Genomic DNA, 26,520 nt, shown 5'->3' on the forward strand with positions numbered 1-26,520 from the left:
AGAATGTATATTTTTTCAAAACACAGTATATTGTATATGTGTAATAAATTATCCCTTGTCCATACACAATATATATTATTCATATATTTTCTCAAATTTTTTCAAAAAAAGTTGTTTAAATCTTTATTACGTGGTTATAACAACCGAATTTATGAGTAAAGTATAATATACTTACAAATGAAAAGCAAGGAATGTGATAAGCATTATTGAATTATAGAAGATTATTCTGTATAATAAGTAAATAGTGTGTCACATTTTCACATATTAAAACACTGAAAGGAGAAATTTTATCATGTTACAGAACCAGGAATGGGAATCATTCACAGGTAGACTCTGGAAGGAAGAGTGTAATGTAAGAGACTTCATCCAGAACAACTACACACAGTACGATGGAGACGAGAGTTTCCTTGCAGCCCCAACAGATGCTACTAACAAGCTTTGGGATAAGCTTCAGGCACTTCAGAAGGCTGAGAGAGATAACGGTGGAGTTTTAAAGGAGGATGCTGATGTTGTATCAAGCATCACATCTTATGGCCCAGGCTACATTGATCCAGAGACAAAGGATCTTGAGCAGATTGTAGGTCTTCAGACAGATGAGCCACTTAAGAGAGCATTTATGCCTTATGGTGGTATCAAAATGGCTGAGGAAGCTCTTCAGATGTATGGATATACTCCAAACGAGAACTTCCACAAGATCTTCACTGAGTATCACAAGACACACAACCAGGCAGTATTTGATGCTTACACACCAGAGATGATGGCAGCTCGTCATACACATATCGTAACAGGACTTCCTGACACATATGGTCGTGGACGTATCGTAGGTGACTACAGAAGAGTTGCTCTTTACGGTATTGATCAGCTTATCGCTTGGAAGGAAGAGGATAAGGCTAACTGTGGCGATGGCAACATGTTTGATGATGTCATCCGTCAGAGAGAAGAGCTTTCAGAGCAGATCAAGCGTCTCAAAGAGATGAAGGTTATGGCTCAGTCATACGGATATGATATTTCAAAGCCAGCTTCAAACGCTAAAGAGGCTGTTCAGTGGTTATACTTCGGATACCTTGCAGCTATCAAGACTCAGAACGGTGCAGCTATGTCAGTTGGACGTGTATCTACATTCCTTGATATCTATATTGAGAGAGATATTAAGGCTGGTAAGCTTACAGAGGCTGAGGCTCAGGAGCTTATCGATCATTTCACAATGAAGCTTCGTATGGTTAAGTTCGCAAGAATTAAGTCATACAACGAGCTGTTCTCAGGAGATCCTGTATGGGCTACTCTTGAGGTTGGTGGTATCGGTGTTGACGGACGTTCAATGGTTACAAAGAACGATTACAGATTCCTTCATACACTTGAGAACATGGGACCAGCTCCAGAGCCAAACCTTACAGTTCTTTACTCATCAGCTCTTCAGGATACATTCAAGAAGTATGCTGCTAAGATCTCTGTAAGAACAAGCTCAATCCAGTATGAGAACGATGATGTAATGAAGCCAATCTGGGGCGATGATTACTCAATCTGCTGCTGTGTATCAGCTACACAGACTGGTAAGGAGATGCAGTTCTTCGGAGCTCGTGCAAACCTTGCTAAGTGTCTTCTTTACGCTATCAATGGTGGTAAGGATGAGAAGTTCCTTGACAAGAAGACTGGTAAGCCAATGCAGGTAGGTCCAGAGTACTCACCTATCACATCAGAGTACCTTGACTATGATGAAGTACTTGCTAAGTACAAGAAGATGCTTGACTGGTTAGCAGGACTTTATGTAAATATTCTTAACCTCATCCAGTACATGCATGACAAGTACTACTATGAGTCAGCTGAGATGGCACTTATCGATACAGATGTACGTCGTACATTTGCAACAGGTATCGCTGGATTCTCACACGTAATCGACTCACTGTCAGCAATCAAGTACGCTAAGGTTAAGGTTATCCGTAACGCAGAGACAGGACTTGCTGAGGACTTCGAGATCGAAGGCGAGTTCCCTAAGTATGGTAACGATGACGACAGAGCTGATAACATCGGTGTATGGCTTCTTCATGAGTTCCTTACAGACATCAAGAAGAGACACACATATCGTAATTCAGAGCCTACAACATCTATCCTTACAATCACATCTAACGTAGTTTATGGTAAGTACACAGGTAACCTTCCAGATGGAAGACGTGCTTGGACACCATTTGCACCAGGTGCTAACCCAAGCTACGGCGCTGAGACATCAGGACTTCTTGCATCACTTAACTCTGTTGCAAAGATTCCTTATGAGTGGTCACTGGATGGTATCTCAAATACACAGACAATGAACCCATCAGCACTTGGACATGATGAGGAAGAGAGAGCTACAAAGCTTGTAAGCGCAATGGATGGATACTTCGATCAGGGCGCTCATCATCTGAACGTAAACGTATTTGGTAAGGATAAGCTCCTTGATGCTATGGAGAATCCAGATAAGCCAGAGTACGCTAACTTCACAATCCGTGTATCAGGATATGCTGTTAAGTTCATATCACTTACACGTGAGCAGCAGCTCGATGTTATCAACAGAACATTCCATGACTCACTTTAATTCTTAGCTGACGCTGGATTTTCAGTGAAGTTATAGATGCTTTGTCAGATATAACAGTAAAACCATGGTCCCGGGGATAACCTCTCCGGGACTTTTTTTAAGAATATGTATTTATATCTTTTTTATAAGAGATAATAGACATGTAGTTTTGTTTGTAATTACTTTCATTAATTGAGAGTTGTATTTGAATAGGAAGAACTTAGAGGTGAAATATGTCTGAAAAGAAACAGGTTTTAGGATATGTCCATTCGACAGAGAGCTTTGGAGCAGTAGATGGTCCAGGCATAAGATTTGTAGTTTTTTTACAGGGCTGCAAGATGAGATGTAAATATTGTCACAACCCAGAGACATGGAATCTTGTGACAGACTATAGTAAGCTTTACTCAGATGAAACAAGCGATGCTGAGAGAGAAGAACTTGAGAAGAAGATAGAAGAGAATACAAAGCTGCTGAAGGATAAGGGCGTCAAGATCGAGGCGAGGACCCCTGAGGATCTGTTAAAGCAGGCACTCCGCTATAAGCCATATTGGAAAAACGGCGGTGGTATAACAGTGAGCGGTGGTGAGGCGCTGCTTCAGATGGATTTCCTCATCGAGTTTTTCAAGCTTGCAAAGGCTGAGGGTATTCATACAACAATAGATACAGCCGGCAATCCATTTACAAGGGAGGAGCCATTCTTCTCCAAGTTCAATGAGCTGATGAACCTCACAGATCTGTTCCTGCTCGATATCAAGCAGATCAATGATGACAAGCATAGAGATCTCACGGGATTCTCCAACAGAAATATACTTGATCTTGCACAGTATCTGTCAGATCAGGGTAAGCATATGTGGATCAGACACGTACTGGTACCAACCATCACAACTGATGAGGATGATCTGAAGAAGACAAAGGAGTTCATAGATACTCTCAAGACTGTCGATAAAGTTGAGGTACTTCCATATCACAAGCTTGGAATCACTGAGTGGGAGAGACTTGGAATACCATATAAGCTTGAAGGAATTGATCCGCCTACTGATGAGGAGCAGAAGCTTGCAAAGAATATTTTGGAGACTATGTAAAGTTATCTATGAAACTTCTATATGTAGACAGGGATACATTTGTTTGTTTGCATTATTGTATAGTTAGGTTGATATAAAAATATAATACTAAAGTTAATATTACTAAAAACAGGTGATATACATTGGACAGAAACGGATATACCGGCTGGTCTTTTGTATATCACCTGTTTTGTTTTGAAAATGGAACAAAAATGTGTATTTGGAATAGATTTTTTATTTTATATGTTATAACATGGTTAGCAGAGACGAACAGAGATTAGCGTTTTATAACAAAATATTATTGAAAGTGATGTGTCTGGTTTTCTATGAAAACATGACATACAGCTCCGGACATTTGCCGAGGAGATGCCCATGTGGCGAAGCCACATCTTAAAATGGCATCGACGACCTATCGCATTGCGAAGCGATGCGATCATACAACGGAGGCAAATCTGTATAGCTGGAGTTCAATGGTAAAGAAGGGAGTGTGTATGGATGTCAGGGTACAGAAATTGATGGAGAAAAGTTCTTATATAAGGAATGTTGTTGGGAGAATTCCGACGGAGATGCTGTCATATTTCCTTGATAAAATTCAGTTTAGCGTGTCAGACCTGGAAGGTGAAGTTGTCCGTTTGAAAATGGGAGAAAATGGGCAGTATATGAGTTTTTTAAGTCCTATGCAGGGGATTGAAATAATGGAATATTACATGGGCGGATTGGATGACATCCCGGGACATTCCGAGGCAAAAGCACTGGACAATACGATGGTTATTCATTATTGCAACATGGGTAGTGCGGAGATAAATATTGACAGTGGCAGGTACGCCTATATGCGTCCGGGTACTCTTTGTATAGAGTGGCGGCAGGAGACTGGTAAGAAATTTAATTTCTATGATGAGTTATACGGTGGAATTGAGATATCCATCAGCATGGACAGCATCAGTTCGGAGGATGAGAGATTTCTTAGAAGAGCCGGGATTGATATGGATACACTGAGAAAAGCCTATGAGAGAAATGATCAGTATTATATTGGACAGTGTCATGAAAGGCTTAGACATGCATTTGACGATCTTCGGGATATCATAAGTTCGGCGGATAAGGACAGATATTCGTATCTGGTAAATATGCTGAATGTGCTTGACCTTATAAGAACAGATGACATAGATATATTTGACAAACAATTTTACCTGACGAAGGGGCAGAGGCGTATAGCGCAGGAGATTCACGATATGGTAAGGCAGGACCACATCCGTGAGATAACTATGAATGAGCTGGAGAAAATGTATGATCTGAGCTCTGTATCAATCAACAAATATTTTGAGATCATGTATGGAGATACGGTGAAAAGATACATACAGAACCAAAGAATGCAGAAGGCGGCAAAGCTGCTAAAAAACAGCGATACTTCGATTGCTGATATAGCGCTGGCTGTCGGTTATGAGAGTCAGAGCAAATTTGGTGTGATATTTAAAAGATATTGCGGTTGTACACCGCTTGAATATAGAAGACGCGGCTAGAGCTGGATGAAGTTATGAAGGCTGTGGATATTGAAAAGTATAAGGACAGATTTCCAAATGAATTGTCGGGCTGTCAGCAGCAGAGAGTTGCAATCGCTAGAGCGGTTATTAAACATGTAGCGCCAGCCATTTGCCTAAGGCAAATTGTGTATGGCTTGAGTTTAGGTAAGGAGGAAAATTATGAATAGTTATGTAGCGTGGGGAATCTTTGGAATAATAAGCGGATTTTTGGCTGCTTTTGCGGATGTACCGCTTGTCATGCCGAAACAAGGTGAAAATATTAAGCTTGCTGGTGTATGTCCGTGGTGGGCAGATGCGACCTCAAAGAGATTTAGGGTGTCGTTCTGGCTTTCGTTTCTGGGACAGCCTGGAGGATATATAGTTATGTGGCTCCTTGCTGATTTGATCTCAAAAGAGAATACATCACTTGCATGTATTCTCAAGGTAGTAACATTGATTGGGTGTTATACAGGTCTTATGTGTCATGTTGTGTTCTGTCTGAAACCGCTCCTGTACCAGAAACTCTGCAGGAAAATGCCTGACGATGAAAGCAATGAGGTTATCAAAGTCATAGATCCGATTTTTAATCCGCCAATGTACCTGGCAGGCGTAATGCTCTGGTTCGGCATTGCGGTTATAGTGATAGCAGCAATCCTTACCGGGGCACTTCCTGTTCCCAAGTGGTGTGTTGTCCTGAATCCTATAGGTTCACTGGTAGTTCTCATGCCACTCAAGAAGTGTGGTGTCAGAATCATCGGAGCACTCGGATTTGGATTTGTGCTGCTTTCGGTACTGCTTATTATTGCAGCCAATGCTGTTGTTTTTTGAAAGTCAATCCGCTATACTATAATCACGTATAGGTATAGCAATTGAATTGAAATATGCAGATGATGGCGACATGGGCACTGCGTGTGTCAAGACGCTCCGCCAGATAGAAGAAAAAGATTATATGGCAAGGTTAAAGCAGGTTTACTCGACGTAAGCCTGTTTTTTTTTGCGAAGTGCGAGTTGTAATCGGTGGCTGTACAAGACTTGGCGATTGACACGATAAATTGACACGATAACCTGAGAATTTTGAAGAGAGGTATTATCATAATCTGATATTTTTAACGTAGTGAAGATTATATGAGAATAAAATATTAAAAATATTCGCAAATCCTATTGACATTCTGGTTAGCATTGACTAACATATATGCGAATGAAATATAAAAAATATTCGCATAAAGTATGAGTATGGAGGATGCAGAATGTATATTGAAGGAAAGAATCTTGTAAAGAAATATGGAAAGGGTGAGGCGACAGTGTATGCCCTGGACCATACGGATTTCAGTATGGAAAAAGGAGAGATAGTAGTAATCCTGGGACCGAGTGGAAGTGGTAAGAGTACACTTTTAAATATTCTTGGTGGACTTGATAAAGCCACGGAAGGAGCACTTATGGTGGATGGGGTGGATCTGGAAAAGATGTCTGCCAAAGAACTTGAGCTTTACAGGAGAGACAGACTTGGATTTATATTCCAGTCATATAACCTCACACCTGACCTTACAGCCAGAGAGAATATCGAGATGACGGCTGAGCTTGTAAAAGAGCCATTACCAGTAGATGAACTCATGGAGGAATTGGGACTTGTAAAATATGAAAAGCATTTTCCAAAGGAGCTTTCCGGTGGACAGCAGCAGAGGGTGGCTATCGCAAGGGCGATGGTGAAGAAACCGGATCTTCTTCTGTGTGATGAGCTCACGGGTGCGCTGGATTCAAAGTCATCAAGAGATGTGCTGCGAAGAATTCAGGCTATGAACGATACATACGGAACCACCATTGTGATAATTACGCACAATGAGAATATTGCAAGCATGGCGGATCGTGTTATAAGGATCAAGGACGGCAAGGCAGTGGCAAATGTAAGAAATGAAAATAAACAAAGTGTAGAGGAGATGGAGCTGTAATATGACGATCAACAAAAGAGCTGTGCGCAGCGTAAAGAAAAATATATCCTTCTATATAATAAGCACCATTCTTACTGTGCTCATATCGATACTTATTATTGCGCCGTTATCGACAGGTCACAACATGAAGAAGGTTATAAATGATTTTGTGGAGAAGTATAAGACTGAGGATGCTGAATTTGTCACTTATAATCCTATATCTGAGGACGACATGAAGACTCTTGAAAGTGATTATGATGTGGTCATGGAATATAGCAGATATAAGGATCTGAAGTTTAGTGGCGGAGACGTGGACGGACTCACGGTTAGGGTATTTGATATGCCGGAAAAACTCAATCTGTGCAATGTCCGGGACGGCAGCATGCCTGAAAATGGTGAGGCTCTCATAACCCAGAATTTTGCAGATCTCCATGGAATTAAAGTTGGCGATGAGGTAAGCCTTGGCGATTATTCATATAAGGTATCAGCATTTGCGACAAAGGCAGATTACATATATATGCTTGAAAAGCAGTCGGGGTACGTTGAAAAATCAAAATTTGCGGTCATGGTTGTGACACATGATGATTATGAGAAGATATCAGCTGATGAGACTGGATATTATTCGATAAAATACAACAGGGATAATGAGAAGGAAGTCAGGGAAAAGCTGAATGACGAGTATGTCATAGCAAGTTATCTGGCGGCAACCACGAATACGAGAATATCAATGCCTGTAAATGAGGGTGACGAGGTATCAAAAATTGCTACTATGTATGCGCCAGTTATGTTCATAATAGTACTGGCACTTATCGTGATGGTGCTAGGGAGAAATATCAGAAATGAACAGTATCTTCTTGGCACATTCATTTCCCTCGGATTTTCCAGAAAGCAGATCATAGGACATTATATGCGATTCGGTCTGATTCCGGGAATTGTGGGAAGTGTACTTGGAACGATAGCATCCATCCCGGTCACAAAGGCTATAACATATTTCTATATAGCATACGATTTTGAGACGATTGATTATACAGTGCGGTATGATACAGCGTCCATACTGGCTGCGCTTATTCTGCCATCTTTTGCATATTGCCTGGCGATAGTCCTGCAGGCTGCAAAGCTGCTCAGGAAGTCTGCGGTTGACCTTCTCAGAAATACAGGCAGGGACAGCAGGGCAATCCGTATAATGAGAAACAGTCATGCAAAAACGCAGCTTAAGATGAGAGTGAGAAGTGTCATAGGGCACCCGGGCAGAAGTGTAGTTACGATCATCGGTGTATGTGTGGCAGCCTTTTGTATTCTTGCCGGATTTATCATGAGAGACAGTCTCGACATTCTTATGCATGACGGGCTCACAAGCTCGGTTAAATATGAATATCTTTACAGATTAAAAACTCTTGGAAATGGATCTCCGGATAAAGGCGAGGCTCTGTTCCAGAATTATTATGAAATTGAGGAAAATACTGTTCAGCTGTCTGCACAGGGGATAGATGAAAGATCTAAGTATTTCCCAGATAAGACGGATACAGGCGAGAAACTGGATCTGGACAAATGTTATCTCACAAGTGCGGCTGCTGAAACTTATGGGGTAAATGCCGGGGATGAGTTGACATTTTACAATATTGCCGACCTCAAGGAGCACAGGGTTAAGATAAGCGGCGTGGTGACGGATAATACCCATTGCTATCTGTATACATCCAGAGATAATGCAACGAAACTTGCAGGTGTTGATCCTGGAACTTATAACTGTATCATAAGTGATAAAAAGCTGGAGCTCGACAAGAATCTGGTGGTCAGCGAGACGAGTATGAAAGTATCTGCGGATACAATGGAAAACCTGATGGGTCCGATGAAAGCTATCATTATAGGAATAGAGATACTTGGAATAGTGCTTGGAGTATTTATTCTGTATCTGGTCATAAATATGATCGTGTCCGAGACCGGGACCAATATATCAGTCATGAAGATTCTTGGATTTAGCAGAAAAGAGATAGTAAACAGAGTGCTCAATGTTAATCATATTCTTGTATGCGTAGGTTCCCTGATAGGAATTCCGGCAGCTTATGCATTTGTAAAGGTTGGATATTCAGACACCATAGAAAATTATGGAATGCTCCTGGCTCCTGTCCTGACTATAAAAGCTATTGTCCTTGGATTTGTACTTACATGGATCACTTATGAGCTTTCACTGTTTCTTCAGAAAAGAAAAATATCAAGGATTGACATGGTGGAGGCTTTGAAGGAAAATAATAGGAATGAGTAGAATTTTACCTTAAGGGGGTCCACATGGCAAAGCGTGTATTTACAGAGGAAGAGCGGACAGAGTACAGAGAAAAAATGCTGGATGCGGGATTTGATCTGCTGAAGGAATATGGGATGACACATATGTCGGTTGCCAAAATTACTGAGGCTGCCGGAATCGGTGTAAGTACATTTTACAATTTCTTTGAGTCAAAGGAGCAGTATGTGTATGAAGTGATGGCATACAGGCGGAGAAAGATTCCGGAATATTTGCAGCTTGCACTTAATGGAAAAGAAAAGGCTGGACCTGCTGAGGCGAGGACGTATCTGAAGATGATGATAGATGACAGATACAGTGTATTCCCAAGTCTGACACCGGAGGATGAACAGAGACTACTTGAGATGCTTCCGGAGCAGGCAAGACCTGATCTTAATAAAGAGACAGGTATCGGAAAGCGTTTTTTTCAGATTATGGAGGGCGTCCGCCCAGATGTGAACATTCCACTTGTGGCAAATCTTATCAAGATATATGTGCTTGCTGCGGAGGGAAGAGATATCCTTCACCAGGCTGTCTATGAAGAGACGATGGAACGTATGAGAGATCTGATATTGTATGAGATTTTCGGAAAAATTGACAGTAGGTGAATAAGCTAGCACAGCATTATCCAAAGGAAAAAAGGATAATGTGAATCGAACGTATGTTTGGTAATCAATATTAATCTGAGAAGTAGATAATATCTGACAGGTGGCTGAAAATTCAGTCATCTGTTTTTTTTATGAACAGTTATTTATCTGCAATTATTTACTTTGGAAAAAAAATATGGTAATCTGGTTAGGAAAAACTAACATTCAGGGCAGTCATATCTTAGAGAGGAAAATCCTAGTGAATGATTGATTGATTGAAAAATTATGGGATATAAAAAAATAGATAACAAGGGGGATAATAACAATGTTACAATGGAAAATATTTATGATCATGGCACTGGTTGGTCATGTGTTCTGTGGAATCTCGGATTGTTTACTGACATATGCACCAAATGGTAAAGTGGATCTTGCCAGTTTTAAGGATTATAAAAAAACAAGTACTGCATTTAAGGGGATGCCGCTTAAAAATCTGTCGTTTGCCATGGCGCTCGGCGTAGTTGCCATGACACTTGAGATTTTCGGATATCTGGCTCTGTGTGACTGGATGCGCCAGTTTTCTGAAACGTATTATATGATAATGTTTGTTGCAACTCTTGTTATGTTTATCAATCTGGCACTGCATCATCTGTTCTGCTGTCTGGTGGAATGGTTCTTTGTAAAATTAAATCTGACAGAAGAAGCACTGCACGCCGTTTGGGATTTCTTTAGGACAACATGCTATACTATGTATCTGGGATATGCGGGAATGCTGGTATTTGCTGTCAGTTTTCTGATAGCAGTTGTGACTGGAACAACATCACTTCCAGCCTGGGCATGTATTTTCAATCTGCTGCCACTGGCAATTGTCATTATGCCAACGAAACTGCCGGCAAAAGCAAATGTTATAGGAGTTGTTATGTTTGCAGGCTTATTGTTCCTGATATGAACTGATAGCTCGGCAAATGCAATTGACAATGCAGGAGGCAGACAAAGAACTATGGGGCGTCTGTCTATGCCTGATAGGCTCGCATGTACCTAACACCTGCATTTCCGGGATTGAAGATGTGTGGAAATGAGAATATTAGAAAAGAACGAATCCGTCAGCAACTACTACAGGGCTGGCGGGTTCATTTTATATTATGAGGTTATAGCTTAAATGGATTTGTTAAGATATAATGAGAAATAGTATATAGTGAAAATATGTGGGTGACAGTGAGTGTGGTTTTGAAATGAGATGGTTATGAATGGAGAATGAGATTGTATTATTTGAAACGGAAGATAAAGAAATAAGACTTAATGTGCCTATTGAAGAAAATGAAACAGTGTGGCTCACGCAGGCTCAGATGACGGAGCTTTTTAATGTGGACAGATCTGTTATAACCAGGCATGTAAATAATGTCTTTAAAGATAATGAACTTAAAAGAGAAAGCAATGTGCAAAAAATGCACATTGCAAATTCCGATAAGCCAGTTCAGTTTTATAGTTTAGAGGTTATTATATAGGTCAGATATAGAGTCAAATCAAAAAGAGGAGTAGAATTTAGACAGTGGGCTAACAAGATTCTGAAACAGTATATTTTTCAGGGATACGCAATCAATGAAAAGCGTCTTGCGGCTCTGCAGAAAACCGTTGATATCCAGACAAAAAATGCTGGCATGCACATTGGATGTCGAGGAGGCAGATGTGCTCAGAGCTGTAAATCTGTATAAGGATGGGGAAAAACGAATCAGTGATGGTGCGCTTGTAGCAATCACGCTCATGATCGCAGAGTCAAATCCGGAAGAAAAAGGTATAATGGTCAAGCTGGTTATGAATTTGCTGACATTATATATAAATGTGATATTAGGGGGCTGGTGAGCTGATGAAACGACAGGAAAGATATAAGATTTTAAATTACGCAAAAGATCAATATAGCAAGACGTTCGATGTAGACTATCAGTTCAAGCGTTTTTCCAGAAAGAAACTGTACAGTCTGCTAAAGCAGCATTGTAATTCCTGTATGTGTGAATGGGATTATTGTTGTTATGGGTTATATCGGAACTGCTGGCAGGAACTGTATGAAAAAGGTAACTGGGGGATGACTCAAAAGATGGTTGATGCTAAAATTGCTGGCGCTATAGATAAGTATGCAAAGTATTACAGGAAAGATAGTCGTATTTTGTATTGTGATTTGGGAAGTAGCATTGATATAATTCTTGTAATGAGAGATATCTGCAAATCTGATTTCCTGATTACATTTATGGATGAAAAGGAATAAATGAAAAACATGTATTTCAAAAAGGGTTAAAGACAAATATTAAAATTATAAAGGAGATATGGGATGGGGATAAAATATAGAAAATTGAAAGAAAAAGATCTGGATATATTCATCGAAATGAGAATAAATCAGCTGCGGGAAGAAGGCGCCAAGGAGGATATTGATCTAAGACCGGCACTTCGTGATTATTATATGCGTCACATGAAGGATGGCACATTTGTATCATGGATTGCTGAAGATGAAGGGAAAATCATAGGTACAAGTGGAATGTCATTTGTAGAAAAACCGCCATACTTTGGATGCCCAAGCGGAAAGATGGGACTCCTGTCCAGCATGTTTACAAATCCAGCTTACAGGCGTAAGGGTATTGCAAAAGAACTACTGCACAGAGTTGTCGAAGAGGCAAAGAATTATGGCTGTGGTACGGTTCAGATCACGGCATCTGATATGGGAGTGAAATTATATACAGCTTATGGATTTACTCATAATGGCAACTTTATGCAATATAAGCTGTGACGTATAGATTTATAATGTATAATAAGACGGAGATCACACGTACCTGACACTTGCACATCCAAGAGAGCTTTCAAATACAAGTTTTTGTACCACGAAGATTTGAGTAGCATTTCGAATGGGCGATGAATCACTGCTTTAAGGAACAGAATAAAGATGTATGAGGAATTAGGGGAGATCAATAGATATGAAAGATAATCAGCGTAAAGTTCCGGAAATGACACCATTAACATTGATGATATATATATTGGTTATTGTTGCGATAGGACTTTTCTTCTTTTTTGTACGAGGAGACATGCCTGGAAAAATATGTGCATGTACGGCATGTCCGGCAATGATAGCATATTTTATATATGCTTATCACAAAGAAAAAAGTGCAGATAGAAGTTCTGTAGATAAAAATGAAGATATAATCAGTGGGAATTATTTCAAAACTGCTGAGTGGCAACATAACTATATTACATATAAAAACAAATATCCATTTGAGAAAGCTATGTATCCAGATATGAAAAAAGATCTATTATCAAGATTTCGAAGAAGAGAGTATGTTATCTGGATGCTTTTTATGGCGTTTCTTATGTTTGGATCGGTCTGTTTGATGATGCAGAAACTTTTCCTCGGAATTACAGGAATATTATTATTTGGTATACTGTTTTATTTTAATTTTTCCTTGTATATTGGTGCACCAGTCAGAAAATGGTTAAAGAGAGATATTGACTATGATGCATTAGAAAAGTCATATGTTAATGCCAGATTCGTTGTTTATAAAAAGAATGGACTCGCGTTTGGAACGACACATATACATGCATATACAGAAAAGAAGGTGTATGCTATAGATTATCGGCTGGTGGAGGGAATATCAAGGAAAGTAGTTCGTTTAAAAAAGTATGAAGATGGCATATATTCTTCAGAAGAATATAGACATTATGCTGTCATACATGTGTGCCTTCCTCAAAGCGGACGGATTCATAATGTAGAAATTGAATTAAATGAGTTTCAGGTTCAAATGGCAATTGATTACCTGCCAGTATTCAGGCTTGGAGAGAATTTGAAAGAGAATATAAGCATGGAGCTGGTAAAAGATAATGAGGTAGTGTAAAAAGAATACAGAGAAGATAGGCACCAATGCCCACAAAGCATTGGTGCTTTTTATAGTTCAAGAATTAATAAGATTGTTTCGGGAATCTTTGTGTTATACTGCTCTATATTGAGGAGTTCAATACTGAGCAGAGGAAATTATATGTATAAGATCAACGAAGATTCATGGAACGAAAAGTATATATTGCTGATACCCGCCATGCTGGATGCGCATTTTCCGCTTATCAAGTATGCGTTTTATTCAAAGGATTATCATCCGGTCATACTGGAAAATGAGGATGGTATCACAGATGTGGGGTTAAAGTATGTGAACAATGACATGTGTTATCCGATAGTGTTAAATGCAGGACAGATGATAGATGCATTACAGTCCGGAAAATACGATGTAGGTAGGGTCAGGCTGCTCATGCCGACGGCGGGGGATGCCTGCAGAGGAGCAAATTATCTTCATGTGCTAAGACAGGCCGTGATAAATGCCGGATTTAACCAGACAAAGATACTTTCGTTAAATGTCAAGGGGCTTGAGAAGGACTGTCAGATGAAGCTGCATCCGTATATGGTATGGCGGGCACTGTTTGGTCTTTTCTATGGGGACATTCTCATGCTGCTGCTCAACCAGACCAGGCCAAATGAGGTGAAATGTGGGCAGGCACAGCGACTGTGGGAGAAATGGGTCAGGACACTATCTGAGGATCTAAAGCAGGGCAGACACTTAACGATAGGACATATGAAAAGAAACTTTGAGAGGATTGCTAAAAGCTTTGCAAAGATAAAGCTTAGTGACAAGAGAAAGCAGCGTGTGGGAATCGTTGGAGAATTATATATAAAGTATTGTCATCTTGGAAACTGGGATATGATAAAGTTCCTTGAGGAGAACGGATGTGAGAGCCATACTAACGGTCTTTCATGGTATGCCATGTATTATATGGATTCACACCTCACAGAAGATATGACATTTGAATCACTGCTGTATAAGGCAGGACTTAAGTTCTTTGGAAGTATCCAGAAATCCATGATAGATGCGCTTAGAAAATACGGTTTCTACACAATGGAGGATTTTTTCACGATGAAACGTGAGGCGGAAGGATATGTGAGCTGGGGGTATAAGACCGGTGACGGCTGGCTCATCGGCGCAGAGATAACAGGACATATTCTCCACGACTGCCGGAAGGTTCTGGCTGTCCAGCCATTTGGCTGCATGCCGAATCACACCTGCGGAAGAGGACTTTATCCTTCACTTCAGAAGAAGCTGCCGCAGGGCATGATAGTGAGCTGTGATGTGGATTCCAGTGGTTCAAAGTTAAATGTCTACAACAGGGCGAGGATGCTGGTGGACATGCCACTTAAAATCGGAAAATAGAAAATGGAGAAATAAAGATGAAAAAGATATTTGTTGTTGAAGATGACGAGAGCATCTGTCAGGAGCTTGTGCAGATACTTGAGGGGGAAGGCTATGAGGCACTGAGTCTCACAAGCTTTGAACACACAAAAGACGATATACTTAAGGCTGCGCCGAATCTGGTGCTCATGGACATCAATATTCCGGGGATAAACGGCAGAAACCTTGTGAAGGAGATACGAAAGGAATCTGATGTGCCGATCATCATGGTTACAAGCAGGACTTCCGAGATGGATGAGGTCATATCCATGAGCTATGGTGCGGATGACTATATCACCAAGCCGTACAATCCAACGATACTTCTGCTTAGGATAGCGGCGGTGCTCAAGCGCATGGAGGGCAGCCAGAATACGGCATCATACAGAGATGCGGAGGTCAACTTCAGCAAGGGGACAATCAGCAAAGGTGATCTGGAGATGGTTCTCACCAAGAATGAGATGATCATATTCCAGCTGCTGCTTGCCAACAGGGAAAAGATAGTGTCGAGGGATGAGATCATGACAGACCTATGGGACAATGACGAGTTTGTAAATGACAATGCACTTACGGTGAACATCAGCAGGCTCAGAGGAAAACTGGCAGATCTTGGATATGATGATGCCATAGAGACCAGGAAGAAGCAGGGATACCGACTTGTATGACGGGTAAGTGGGGTTATATATCATTTACAGCGACAAAAGATTGGAGTAATTTTGTAAAATGAAATTTGGCTTGTATATAAAGGATAAACTTGGAATAATTGCGGGATATGCGGGATTTGTGATATTCACATATCTGCTCATGATGGCATTTCACTCACAGTTACAGATGAGGATTATGTTCGTTATCGTGGCTGTGATATTTGTCGTCTCGGTTATCGCTTTCGATTATCTGAGAAAATATAAGTTCTACAATAGTCTGATTGGACATCTGGATGAACTGGATCAGAAGTATCTTATACTTAACACTTTGGACGAGCCTGACTTCTACGAGGGCAAGCTGGTGTATTCAGCTATGTACGACATCAACAAGTCCATGACTGAGAATGTGAGAAAGTACAGGGACAGCGTGGAGGATTTCAAGGACTTTATAGAGATCTGGGTTCACGAGATCAAGCTTCCGATAGCCAGTCTGGTGCTCATGTGCCACAACAACAGGGATGTGATCCCGAGAAAATACGAGGAACAGGTTGCAAGGCTCGATGCGTATGCGGATCAGGTACTCTACTATGTGAGGGCGGAGCATGCTGCGGCGGATTACAGATTTGCTGAGACAAATCTTAAGAGCGTCATCGGAAGAGTGGCGTTGAAGAACAAGGATATGCTGCTTGATGGTGACATATCGCTGAATGTTCATGATGTGGATGAATGTGTTGTGACGGATTCAAAGTGGCTTGAGTTTATGGTAAATCAGATCGTGAGCAACAGCATCAAGTATATAGACCGGGGACAGGAAAAGACTATAGAGATCTGGGCTGAAGCAGTGGGTGACGGCAAGGCTCTGCACATAAAGGATAATGGAATAGGTATACCACAGTCTGATATTCCACTTGTGTGCAAGAAATCATTTACCGGGGAAAATGGGCGTAAACATGCGAAATCCACAGGTATGGGCCTTTATATAATAGACAATCTGTGCAGGCAGCTGGGACATAAGCTGAATATAGCGTCAAAGGTGGATGAATACACAGATGTGAGTATAGTATTTGGACATAATGATATATACAAGATTGGATGATATAAAAATTGCGTTTTTCGATAGTGGGATACCAGATCGGGTGAGCGTCCCCAAGGTTACAGAATTGTAATGTTAGGTAATAATGGAAAAAGGACAATTGCTTTCAAAATGTGTAAACTGCAAATATGTTCAATGGTGAGAGCAGTAATAAACAAACATTTGAGGAGGCATTTCAATGGAAAATCCAACAAAAAATTCAACGAAAAATTCAATGAAAAATTCTATGGAAAATCCAGTGGGAAATTCAATGGAAACAATATTAAAGATTGACAACATTGAGAAATATTATGGAAACAAATCCAATATGACAAAGGCTATAGATGGAATATCATTTGATGTGGAGGCAGGAGAGTTCGTTGCTATCATGGGTGCATCGGGAAGCGGTAAGACAACACTGCTTAACTGCGTTTCAACTATAGATAAGGTTAGCAGCGGACACATCTATGTGGGCGGCAAGGATATCACAACACTCAAGGGCAACAAGCTTAACGAGTTCAGAAGAGAGGAGCTTGGATTTATATTCCAGGATTTCAATCTTCTTGACACACTCACAGCGTATGAGAATGTCGCACTGGCACTTTCCATACAGAATGTTCCTGCAAAGCAGATAGATGCGAAGGTCAGAGCTGTTGCAAAGGAGCTTGAGATCGAGAGTGTTCTGAAGAAGTATCCGTACCAGATGTCGGGCGGTCAGAAGCAGAGAGTCGCATCTGCAAGAGCCATCATCACTGACCCAAAGCTTGTGCTTGCAGATGAGCCTACGGGAGCACTTGATTCCAAGTCGGCAAAGCTGTTGCTTGAGAGACTTAAGCATCTAAATGAGGATCTCATGACAACGATACTCATGGTAACACATGATTCATTTACAGCCAGCTATGCAGGCAGGATACTTTTTATCAAGGATGGAAAGGTGTTCCACGAGCTCAGAAGAGGAGGAGATACTAGAAAAGAATTTTTCAATAAGATCATAGATGTCGTGACACTGCTTGGAGGTGATCTGAATGACGCTCTTTAAGCTTTCCGTATCAAATATGAAGAAGAGTATAAAGGACTATGCCATATATTTCTTCACTCTGGTACTCGGTGTTGCAATCTTCTATGTGTTCAACGCCATAGAGACGCAGACCGCCATGCTCCGGATATCGGCTGACACAAGACAGGTCGTGCAGCTCATGAGCAAGATGATTGCGGGTGTCAGTGTGTTCATCGCATTTGTGCTCGGATTCCTCATCATATATGCAAGCCGTTTCCTGATGAAGAGGCGTAACAAAGAATTTGGTCTGTACCTCATCCTTGGAATGGGAAAACGCAAGGTGTCCACAATGCTTTTCATCGAGACACTAATCATCGGACTTGCATCACTTGTGGTAGGACTTCTTGCCGGAATAGGGATCTCACAGCTCACAAGTGTACTCGTTGCAAACATGTTCGATGCAGATATGTCATCATATAGCTTTGTGTTCTCGGGCAGCGCATTTGCCAAGACCTGTCTGTATTTTGCAATCATATATGTGGTGGTTATAATCTTCAACACATTTATCATCAGCAAATGTAAGCTCATCGACCTTTTCCAGAATGGAAGAAAGTCTGAGAATGTCAAGATCAAGAATCCATGGGTATCAGTTATCGTGTTCCTGATATCAGCTGGATCACTTGGATATGCTTATCATGCGGTAATTAGCGATATAAATGACATGTACATGAATGATCTCTACAAGTGGATCGTGGTCGGATGCGTTGCAACGGTGCTTTTCTTCTGGTCAGTGTCCGGAATGCTCTTCAGGATCGTGTCGTCCATGAAGAATGTGTACTATAAGGGACTCAATTCATTTGTCGTCAGACAGATGAGCAGCCGTGTCAACACAAATGTACTTTCAATATCAGTCATCTGTCTGATGCTTTTTGTGACAATATGTGTGCTTTCATCAGCACTTGCAGTAAAGAATTCATTAAATGAGGGCATTGCGAAATATGCAAGAGCGGATGTGTGTATATCAAAGACCCAGAGCGGTGATTCAATCTATTATGATGAAGACGAGATGGGTAATGACAGCGAGACAAATGATCTTTTGAAGAAACTTGAAGTTACTGATGGAAAGAGCATAGAGGACGTATATAGTGAAAATAATATAGATCTCGGAACATACTTTTCAGATTATGTTGACGTACACACGTATACATGTCCTACACTTACTATCAGAAACTATCTGGGAGATGAGGCACTGATTGATTCTCTTGGAATAGATGTAAACGCTTGGTCTGGATTTGATGGAACGGAGGAGATCATATCACAGTCCGACTACAACAAGATTGCAAAGCTTTATGACAATGCTGAGCTCCAGCTTGACGATGACGAATATGCCATCCTGGCAAATTATAGAATATTCGTGAAGATTCGTGACGAGAGACTTCAGGAGGGCAAAGAGATAGAGGTATATGGCAACAAGCTTAAGCCGGTTATCTCATACTGTATAGACGGAGATATAGAGCTTGCCACACAGCCGGTCAATACAGGCGTGTTTATCGTGCCGGATTCAGCCGTTGAAGGTGCACAGTTTGCAAAGGAATATTTCATCGGAAAGTATGCCGATCAGGACAGGGATGTCATACAGGATAGTGATACGATCATAAGGAATGTATCAAAGAAGGATGAACTCGGCGGACTTATCACAGTAAATACTAAGGACAGCGTGAAAGCAGCCAGCGTGGGAGTAGGAGCGATAGCATCATTTATAGGTATGTATATCGGACTCATATTCCTCATATCCGGTGCAGCCATCCTTGCACTCAAAGAGCTCTCGGAGAGCACAGACAACATAGAGAGATACAAGATGCTCAGAAAGCTTGGCGTGGATCAGCGCATGATCAACAAGGCTCTTTTCTCACAGATGGGACTATTCTTCGTATTCCCACTTGCTCTCGCCATAGTCCATTCGATATTTGGAATGATGGTCAGCATGAAGATTCTTGACACTATGGGAGCGTATGATATAGCAGGTGCTATCGGAATCACAGCTGCTATCGTGATGATCATATATGGTGGATATTTCCTTATAACATATCTGTGCAGCAGGAAGATTATCAGTGAGTGAGGATATAACTATTATTGAAAATAATTGCACTTTTTATTGAATGAATAACATAATTATGTTATCATCAACATACGATATAAATGTGACATGTCACATTGTCTGGGCTGGTCGTAAGACCCAGGTCCAACCTAATTAGGCGGGGAGACTCCCCGCCATTTTTTATATAGAGTTGTAATGGGGAAATTCCTCAAAGGGATACATAAAAAGGAATTTTGATGGTTAACAAATGATTATTTGTATATGGATTGGAGGAAGTCATAATGAACAAACACGTAGAAAAAGCTATGGAGATAAGAAACGAGACACCGATGGTCAATAACTGTGCGCAGACCATCCTGCGGGCTTACGCGGACGAGCTCGGAATAACAGGAGATATGGCGGCAAAGCTCAGTGCTAATTTCGGTGGTGGCATGAAGTGCGGCTTGACATGCGGTGCGATCACAGGAGGACTTATGGTACTTGGCGCTCTGGGCGTTGAAAATCCATACGTGATAAATCAGTTCAGGCGCAGGATAGCAGATAACCACAATGGCATGACCGATTGTGTCGATCTGTTAAAGGCAAATGCACAAAAGGGTGGAATCAAGAAAGTGCACTGTGATGGCATGATCAGGGAGGCTATAGAGCTGATAGATGAACTGGTAGAAAGTAATGAAGGTTGAACGTAGAGTTGGAGGAAGCTTTTATGAGAAAAAAGAGGGTTGCATTTATCTGTGTTCACAATTCTTGTAGGAGTCAGATTGCCGAGGCTCTCGGGAAATATCTGGCATATGATGTATTTGAAAGCTATTCGGCGGGAACGGAGACGAAGCCACAGATCAATCAGGATGGAGTTCGGATCATGAAGGAATTATATGGGATAGATATGGAAGAAAACAGACAGTATAGCAAGCTGATCAGCGATATACCTGAACCGGATATTGTGATCTCTATGGGATGTAATGTCGGATGTCCGTTTATCGGAAGACCATTTGATGACAACTGGGGACTGGAAGATCCGACTGGCTGTGATGATGAGGCATTTAAGAAAGTGATAAAAGAAATCGAAAATAATATATTGAAGTTGAAGAAACAAATTGGAGGAGACGCGCCATTGGAATAAAGATAAGATATTTTAATGGAGAACTTTCAGTTGAGGTGAAATATATGATGACAATAAGAGAAAAAGCTGAATACATCATAAGGGATATAAAACGGGAACAGGGAACAAATCCTGTCACTATATTTAGAAATATTGCTGCCAAAGACTATGTGAGTATGCATGGCCCGGAGCACCATATACTTGACGGTGCAAGTCTGCTGGTGGCATATAAAAATGCAGGTGGAAACATAGACATTGATGTTGCTCTGGATAAACTCATGTCCGAGGGGTTGCGCATGCCGGGGGCGATGTGTGGCTTATGGGGAATTTGCGGTGCTATAACATCCATAGGTGCGGCACTTGCCATAATTGACGGCACTGGACCACTATCCGCTGATGGCACATGGGGAGATCACATGCAGTATACATCAGCGGCCATTGGTGAACTTGGAACTATAAATGGTCCGAGATGCTGCAAACGGGATGCGATGATAGCATTCAAGAATGGAATAGAGTATGTGAACAGCCATTATGGTATGGCGTTACAGTATGAGCATAGGCAATGTGAGTATAGTGATATGAATGCGCAGTGCATTGGGGAGAGATGCCCATTCTTTATTTAGGCTCAGAAGGTAAAAAAACAGTGAAAAATGGAGGAGAGAATACATGACATTGCAGATGAGAGACAGAGAAAATATAGAACTTGGTGAAATGAAAAACCAAGTATTTCTGATTCGAAAAATATCCAGAGACAAAATCGAATCTACAAGTGATTTCCTTGGGGTTTCAGAATCATTCGTTATCAAAGTAATGGATTTAATTGAAGAAAATCCAGATCTTGATGATGAGGAAATTGCAGAAATGCTGGTTGATTTTTAAGAGTGAGAATATAGTAAAAAACATAGAGAACAGAAACCTTGCAGAATATAGTGCAGGGCTTTTGTTCTCTATAATTTTATGGGGAAGGCTTTGATTATGTCAATTTTTGTATCTTATTATATCACCGGGATTGCATTTTAAAAACAAAGCATATTGTTAATAGCTCTGGCGAGTGCATTTCTTGTGATGTTTTCTTTATCCATATATTCTTTGCAGCAAAATGTATTGATTTTGCAATGAAATGTGGTTTGACATGCGGTGCGATCACAGGAGGACTTATGGTGCTTGGCGATCTTGTCGTTGAGAATCCTTATGTCATAAATCAGTTCAGGCGCAGGATAGCAGATAACCACAACGGCATGACCGATTGTGCCGCCAGGAGTTACTTAATCGCAGGGCGAAGTTATAAGTAATTAGTATTGACACAGCAATAAACTCCTTTATAATAAATATTACAAACGTAATATTTATTATAAAGGAGTTTTAATATGATGAGCTTATATTTTTTTATCTCGAAATACTACATATGTAATATATGCAAGAAGTTATATTGTATGCTGCTTTTGGTTGGCATAGCCATATTGTTATGCAGTTGTTCCAATAAAAAAGCAGTGACGGACGCAGAGCGGACAGTTATTGATTTTAGTATATCTGATGAAAATCAGTTTATTGCAGATTTGGATGATATATATTCATCCTGTCAGGATATGAAACGCAAGACCGAGGAAGAAAAACTGAATCAGACTAGGACCGTAATAGAATCGATGGGAAGTAAGGGGTACATAGCTGTGGATGTGGAGAATCAGATCAATATGGCAAATGCAGAGAATGCGGAGATGTTTTTATCAGAGGTGGCTGAAAACAGAGATGCAGGATGTACAATACTGCAGGTCATGTATGATAAGTCCTTTGTAAGGTTTGATTTTAAATCAGGCGGTAACAATGTTATGATAACCAGGCGATTCTATGTGTGGGAGAATAACTGTTTTGTTGAGAAAAATGAAGAAAACTATAAGGCCTATACATGGAAATACACAGACGGATATCTATTTTTTGAGAGGTACAGTATGGGAGGATATGACGGAGATTCTGCGTATACGGCATTACGAGTTGAGCCTCTGGATGAGAAGTTAAGGGTACTTAACAGAAAGTATATCAAGACGATTGGATATGATTCGAATAATTTATTTACCACAAACTGGGATGAATCAGATATGAACAAAATAAATTATTATGATATCTATGAAGCACTTTACAAAATGAAATATGGTATGTCCAGTCCCTATTCGGACGAGGGGGTTACATATATGATAGAAGGGAAGTTATACGAGAAGGTGTTTCAGGAGTATTTGCCTGTGTCTACAGACGTACTTCAGCATGTCAATGTGTATGATGTGTCCAGACAGATGTATCAGTACAGAACGAGGGGGATGTTTGATCACAGTGTGACACCATTGGTTCCATTTCCAGAGGTAGTGGATGCTGAGTATAATGCTGACGGAACAATAACCCTCATAGTAAATGCTGTTTCGGAGAAGGATGAGAGTGGAAGATTATTTACACATAAAGTTACGATAAAGGAGAAAGAAAATGATGGATTTGAGTATGTGTCAAATGATGTTCTGACGATGGGCAAAGAGGGGATATATTGGTACAGAGACAGGCTTTCTGATAAAGAGTGGCAGGAGCACTACGGAGATAAGACCATCACAATAAATCAGAATGGAAATGTTATTGATGATAGTCTGTTATCCGATGACGAAATGGAGAATGTTAAAGTAGATATAATAGGAATATTGCAGTCAGATGCCATAAGAAAGTTGTATGAGGATGAAGATATTTCGGATAATAGTGATTTAATATATGGTGCAGTAGATATCTTAGGAAGCAGTGGACTGATATGTTTTGCTGATGATACCAATATGTATAATTATCAGTTATTTCAGTCTTTTTATAGAAATTATACAGATGGTGGAGGGCGTGATTACATTTGCGTATATAGGGTAAACAGGGATGCAAGCGTGACGGAGATGACATTTGTGTATGATGACAGCCGGATACAGATGATTTTCAACACAGCAAAATTCGAGAATCATGACTGGAAGTTTATAGCGACTGGCATACGGGATTTAAGAGATATGAAACTCACAAAAAAAGGCTACTTTATATATACATACTCAAATATAATAGCTCATGGTGGACTGAAGGAGTATTTCAGAGTCAGTCCGTTGACGGATGAATGCAGGGAACTGACAAGAAAATATGTGTATGGGCTTAGTTATGTGAATTACAATATGCTTGTTATCGATTGGGATGAGTCAAATGCATCAGATATACTTGTGCCATGTATGTTTGATGATATATACAGACTGTACACTGGTGAAAATCTAAAACCTGATGGTGGATGGATAGATGCAGACAAATATGAGTCTGTTATGTTGTCAATGTTCCCTGTCACTGTGACGGAGTTGAGGGATAATTGTGATTACAATTCAGAAAAAGATTCGTACAGATATCATGTCATCCTTGGAAAACAGTATCCACCATTTGGAGAGGTTGTGGACTATTCCTACAACGATGATGGAACGGTTACACTTATTGTTGATGCGGTGTGGGCTGACAAGGGATCTGACATTGCATTTAGAAATACACTTACAGTAAAACCGGAAGATGATGGTACTTTCAAATATATGTCAAATCATATAGAGAAGATGGAATGTGACATACCAGTTTATTCTGACTGATATCCATATGCATATATTCCGAGATCACGCAGTATTGACAGAGAGATCTTCGATGCGGAAAGTCCGTCCGCTGATAAAAACTGATTGTCATTTTCTGAAAGTGATATATTCGTGGCGAAAAAGTAATCATTATCATTAGATGTAATGAATCCGACGAACCAGCCGTTTATATTTACATCATTAACTCTGCCGGTACCTGTCTTGCCATACAGACTTTTTCCATCTGAGTTTGCAATAAACATGGACTCTATGACTGTATCCACATTTGTCTTAGACAGCTTCCAATCATTATTTTTCAGGTGACATAGCAGTTCTACCTGCTCTACCGGGGATATAGTCAGAGAGGATTCCAGCCAGTAACAGTTCTGAACTGAATTGATATTCTGATTTCCATATTCAATAAGACTGAGAAAATTTTTCACATCTGTGTGGTCCATAGCTGCATCCAGATTGTCAAAATACCAGTTTACAGATCCGGTCATGGCAGATCGAAGTGTCTGATCTGTGTTCCAGGCATCAAAAGGGTAAGTGCTCCCATCCCAGCGCATAAATGAGTTGTCGGAAGTTATGATGCCATGTTCAAGAGCCATCACTGCGTCATATATTTTATATGTAGAATCCGGTGAAGTGCGGCATAGGGCTCTGTCCTGGTTATAGATAAACCATTTATCATTTCCTTTGTCGTACAGCACAAAACAGCCGTTGTAGCCCCAAAAGTAGCTGGATAGATCCAAGGATTCCAGATTCACTGGGGCAAAATCCTTGTATTGTGTATCATCCAGAGCATATACAGATAATGGCGCACATACAGTCATCAGAAATATGATAATGAAAAATGCATATATACATTTTCGTTTTTCTCTCTTGGTGACAGGTTTGAAATTAACAATAAGCTGAAGTCTTGTTTTAAGTAATTTTTTCCTGCTTTTGCTCTTGAATGATAGCGATGATGAACTACTGAATCTGCTTGCAGCCGCACGGAGGATGGTCTGCCCATACTTCGCGGCATAGTTTTGACCGAGGCTCTGCAATACATTATTGTCACATGCTTTTTCTCTGTCATGTCTTGCTGTATGTAATGTGTATATAACAACAGGATTGAACCAATACAGTATGTAGAATATACAGATAAACATATTCACGGCATTGTCTCTGCGTTTAAAATGTTGTAGTTCATGTAACAAAATATGTCTCAGGTCGGTTATTGTGTAATCGGATATGCAGTCGTTGATTTGCCGTGGAATATATATAACAGGGCGGAATACACCTACAATGACCGCTCCAGATAAAGCAGAGGAGGAATATAATTTCGGTTTGTATCTGCGCACATTGCAGAGCTCAAGGCATTCCGAATATATATTCAATATGACAGTATCGTCGGTGACTGGAACAGCAGATTTTTTCAGCTTGTATAGTGATATGCCTGACACTATTAAACGGATGGAAAATATGCAAACTCCGGCAAGCCAGATAATAAAAAGGAGCTTTGGATATATTGTAGATGTACTGTTTACAGATATAGCAAAGTCGTTCATCCAGTTCCCATTTGATGAAGGGCTGGTATTGATAGGCACAGGAGTAACTGTATTTGCGGCAGAAGTACCCCTGTGAAATAATGATCGTATGAAACCTATGGCTTGGAATATAAATGAATTATTTACAGGGATAAATGGAAATACGAGAAGAACCAGCACAATATATATGGTGTTGTATCTGCCGTTACATGTTAGCTGTTTTCTGAATATAAATCGAACAAATATCAGTAGCAGCAGAGATAAACTTATGGATATATTGCTTATAAAAAAATGTGTGAAAAATTCAGTCAAGC

27 protein-coding genes and 1 pseudogene are annotated in these 26,520 nt (G+C 40.4%); 27 read left to right on the top strand and 1 reads right to left on the bottom strand.

All coding sequences use genetic code 11. The annotated features are described in order from the left end of the window. The first annotated feature begins 292 nt into the window (after positions 1-292). The 27 genes and pseudogenes from pflB to DWX57_RS02525 all read left to right on the top strand — a co-directional run bounded on the left by pflB (position 293) and on the right by DWX57_RS02525 (position 24,692). Entirely contained in the window at positions 293-2,569 is a 2,277-nt protein-coding gene (pflB, locus tag DWX57_RS02415; RefSeq protein ID WP_117548842.1) for a formate C-acetyltransferase, read from the top strand. A 212-nt stretch (positions 2,570-2,781) separates the two neighbouring features. Then, positions 2,782-3,630, top strand: coding sequence for a radical SAM protein (locus tag DWX57_RS02420; protein ID WP_120122968.1), 849 nt, complete (start codon positions 2,782-2,784; stop codon positions 3,628-3,630). A gap of 353 nt (positions 3,631-3,983) precedes the next feature. Next, positions 3,984-5,126, top strand: a complete 1,143-nt coding sequence (locus DWX57_RS02425) for a helix-turn-helix domain-containing protein (protein ID WP_120122969.1) — start codon at positions 3,984-3,986, stop codon at positions 5,124-5,126. Positions 5,127-5,128: 2 nt separating this feature from the next. Then, positions 5,129-5,314, top strand: a complete 186-nt coding sequence (locus DWX57_RS14670) for an ATP-binding cassette domain-containing protein (protein WP_334295117.1) — start codon at positions 5,129-5,131, stop codon at positions 5,312-5,314. Then, positions 5,307-5,954, top strand: coding sequence for a DUF6796 family protein (locus DWX57_RS02435; protein ID WP_120122971.1), 648 nt, complete (start codon positions 5,307-5,309; stop codon positions 5,952-5,954). The genes DWX57_RS14670 and DWX57_RS02435 overlap by 8 nt, the downstream gene beginning before the upstream one ends. A 419-nt stretch (positions 5,955-6,373) precedes the next feature. Beyond that, positions 6,374-7,072 (top strand): ABC transporter ATP-binding protein, encoded by a 699-nt coding sequence (locus DWX57_RS02440; RefSeq protein ID WP_118016604.1) that lies wholly within the window; start codon positions 6,374-6,376, stop codon positions 7,070-7,072. Between the two features lies 1 nt (position 7,073). Continuing rightward, on the top strand, positions 7,074-9,311 hold the full coding sequence (locus DWX57_RS02445; protein ID WP_120122972.1) for an ABC transporter permease: 2,238 nt from the start codon (positions 7,074-7,076) through the stop codon (positions 9,309-9,311). A gap of 23 nt (positions 9,312-9,334) precedes the next feature. Then, positions 9,335-9,934, top strand: a complete 600-nt coding sequence (locus DWX57_RS02450; protein ID WP_118016602.1) for a TetR/AcrR family transcriptional regulator — start codon at positions 9,335-9,337, stop codon at positions 9,932-9,934. 304 nt (positions 9,935-10,238) lie between these two features. Then, on the top strand, positions 10,239-10,859 hold the full coding sequence (locus DWX57_RS02455) for a DUF6796 family protein (protein WP_133300865.1): 621 nt from the start codon (positions 10,239-10,241) through the stop codon (positions 10,857-10,859). Positions 10,860-11,157: 298 nt separating this feature from the next. Further along, a complete protein-coding gene (locus tag DWX57_RS14295) occupies positions 11,158-11,415 on the top strand; it encodes a hypothetical protein (RefSeq protein ID WP_243106149.1) in 258 nt (85 codons plus the stop codon). 54 nt (positions 11,416-11,469) lie between these two features. Continuing rightward, positions 11,470-11,622, top strand: a pseudogene (locus DWX57_RS14675) (hypothetical protein); the annotation flags it as partial. Next, positions 11,561-11,770: a hypothetical protein gene (locus DWX57_RS14305; RefSeq protein ID WP_243106169.1), complete on the top strand. Its 210-nt coding sequence runs from the start codon at positions 11,561-11,563 to the stop codon at positions 11,768-11,770. The pseudogene DWX57_RS14675 and the gene DWX57_RS14305, both read left to right, overlap by 62 nt. Before the next feature lie 4 nt (positions 11,771-11,774). Then, a complete protein-coding gene (locus tag DWX57_RS02465; protein ID WP_118016600.1) occupies positions 11,775-12,170 on the top strand; it encodes a hypothetical protein in 396 nt (131 codons plus the stop codon). Positions 12,171-12,233: 63 nt separating this feature from the next. Then, the gene (locus tag DWX57_RS02470; RefSeq protein WP_120122974.1) at positions 12,234-12,686 is read left to right on the top strand and encodes a GNAT family N-acetyltransferase; all 453 of its coding nucleotides are present in this window, start codon (positions 12,234-12,236) and stop codon (positions 12,684-12,686) included. A 184-nt stretch (positions 12,687-12,870) separates the two neighbouring features. Continuing rightward, entirely contained in the window at positions 12,871-13,782 is a 912-nt protein-coding gene (locus tag DWX57_RS02475) for a hypothetical protein (RefSeq protein WP_118016598.1), read from the top strand. Between the two features lie 141 nt (positions 13,783-13,923). After that, a complete protein-coding gene (locus DWX57_RS02480) occupies positions 13,924-15,141 on the top strand; it encodes a 2-hydroxyacyl-CoA dehydratase (RefSeq protein WP_118016597.1) in 1,218 nt (405 codons plus the stop codon). 17 nt (positions 15,142-15,158) lie between these two features. Further along, positions 15,159-15,821, top strand: a complete 663-nt coding sequence (locus tag DWX57_RS02485; RefSeq protein ID WP_120122975.1) for a response regulator transcription factor — start codon at positions 15,159-15,161, stop codon at positions 15,819-15,821. 58 nt (positions 15,822-15,879) lie between these two features. Continuing rightward, positions 15,880-16,896, top strand: coding sequence for a sensor histidine kinase (locus tag DWX57_RS02490; protein ID WP_120122976.1), 1,017 nt, complete (start codon positions 15,880-15,882; stop codon positions 16,894-16,896). A gap of 69 nt (positions 16,897-16,965) precedes the next feature. Then, the gene (locus DWX57_RS13965) at positions 16,966-17,166 is read left to right on the top strand and encodes a hypothetical protein (RefSeq protein ID WP_133300866.1); all 201 of its coding nucleotides are present in this window, start codon (positions 16,966-16,968) and stop codon (positions 17,164-17,166) included. Continuing rightward, entirely contained in the window at positions 17,144-17,911 is a 768-nt protein-coding gene (locus DWX57_RS02495; RefSeq protein ID WP_055144940.1) for an ABC transporter ATP-binding protein, read from the top strand. The genes DWX57_RS13965 and DWX57_RS02495 overlap by 23 nt, the downstream gene beginning before the upstream one ends. Further along, the gene (locus tag DWX57_RS02500) at positions 17,898-19,988 is read left to right on the top strand and encodes an ABC transporter permease (RefSeq protein ID WP_120122977.1); all 2,091 of its coding nucleotides are present in this window, start codon (positions 17,898-17,900) and stop codon (positions 19,986-19,988) included. The genes DWX57_RS02495 and DWX57_RS02500 overlap by 14 nt, the downstream gene beginning before the upstream one ends. Before the next feature lie 260 nt (positions 19,989-20,248). Next, a complete protein-coding gene (locus DWX57_RS02505; RefSeq protein ID WP_118757699.1) occupies positions 20,249-20,650 on the top strand; it encodes a C-GCAxxG-C-C family protein in 402 nt (133 codons plus the stop codon). 23 nt (positions 20,651-20,673) lie between these two features. After that, positions 20,674-21,090: an arsenate reductase ArsC gene (locus DWX57_RS02510; RefSeq protein ID WP_118016592.1), complete on the top strand. Its 417-nt coding sequence runs from the start codon at positions 20,674-20,676 to the stop codon at positions 21,088-21,090. 44 nt (positions 21,091-21,134) lie between these two features. Then, on the top strand, positions 21,135-21,692 hold the full coding sequence (locus DWX57_RS02515; RefSeq protein WP_004851287.1) for a DUF5714 domain-containing protein: 558 nt from the start codon (positions 21,135-21,137) through the stop codon (positions 21,690-21,692). Positions 21,693-21,735: 43 nt separating this feature from the next. Beyond that, entirely contained in the window at positions 21,736-21,948 is a 213-nt protein-coding gene (locus tag DWX57_RS02520; protein ID WP_207666505.1) for a hypothetical protein, read from the top strand. Between the two features lie 236 nt (positions 21,949-22,184). Continuing rightward, positions 22,185-22,361 (top strand): C-GCAxxG-C-C family protein, encoded by a 177-nt coding sequence (locus DWX57_RS14035; RefSeq protein ID WP_158579416.1) that lies wholly within the window; start codon positions 22,185-22,187, stop codon positions 22,359-22,361. A 141-nt stretch (positions 22,362-22,502) separates the two neighbouring features. After that, positions 22,503-24,692, top strand: coding sequence for a DUF6070 family protein (locus tag DWX57_RS02525; RefSeq protein ID WP_133300867.1), 2,190 nt, complete (start codon positions 22,503-22,505; stop codon positions 24,690-24,692). Here the strand turns inward: DWX57_RS02525 and DWX57_RS02530 are convergent. Further along, positions 24,680-26,518, bottom strand: coding sequence for a BlaR1 family beta-lactam sensor/signal transducer (locus DWX57_RS02530; RefSeq protein WP_120122979.1), 1,839 nt, complete (start codon positions 26,516-26,518; stop codon positions 24,680-24,682). The two genes, DWX57_RS02525 and DWX57_RS02530, sit on opposite strands and share 13 nt — an antisense overlap. Positions 26,519-26,520: the final 2 nt, after the last annotated feature.

The sequence above is a fragment of the Coprococcus sp. AF19-8AC genome (assembly GCF_003603115.1).
GTDB classification, from domain to species: Bacteria; Bacillota; Clostridia; order Lachnospirales; family Lachnospiraceae; genus Coprococcus; species Coprococcus aceti.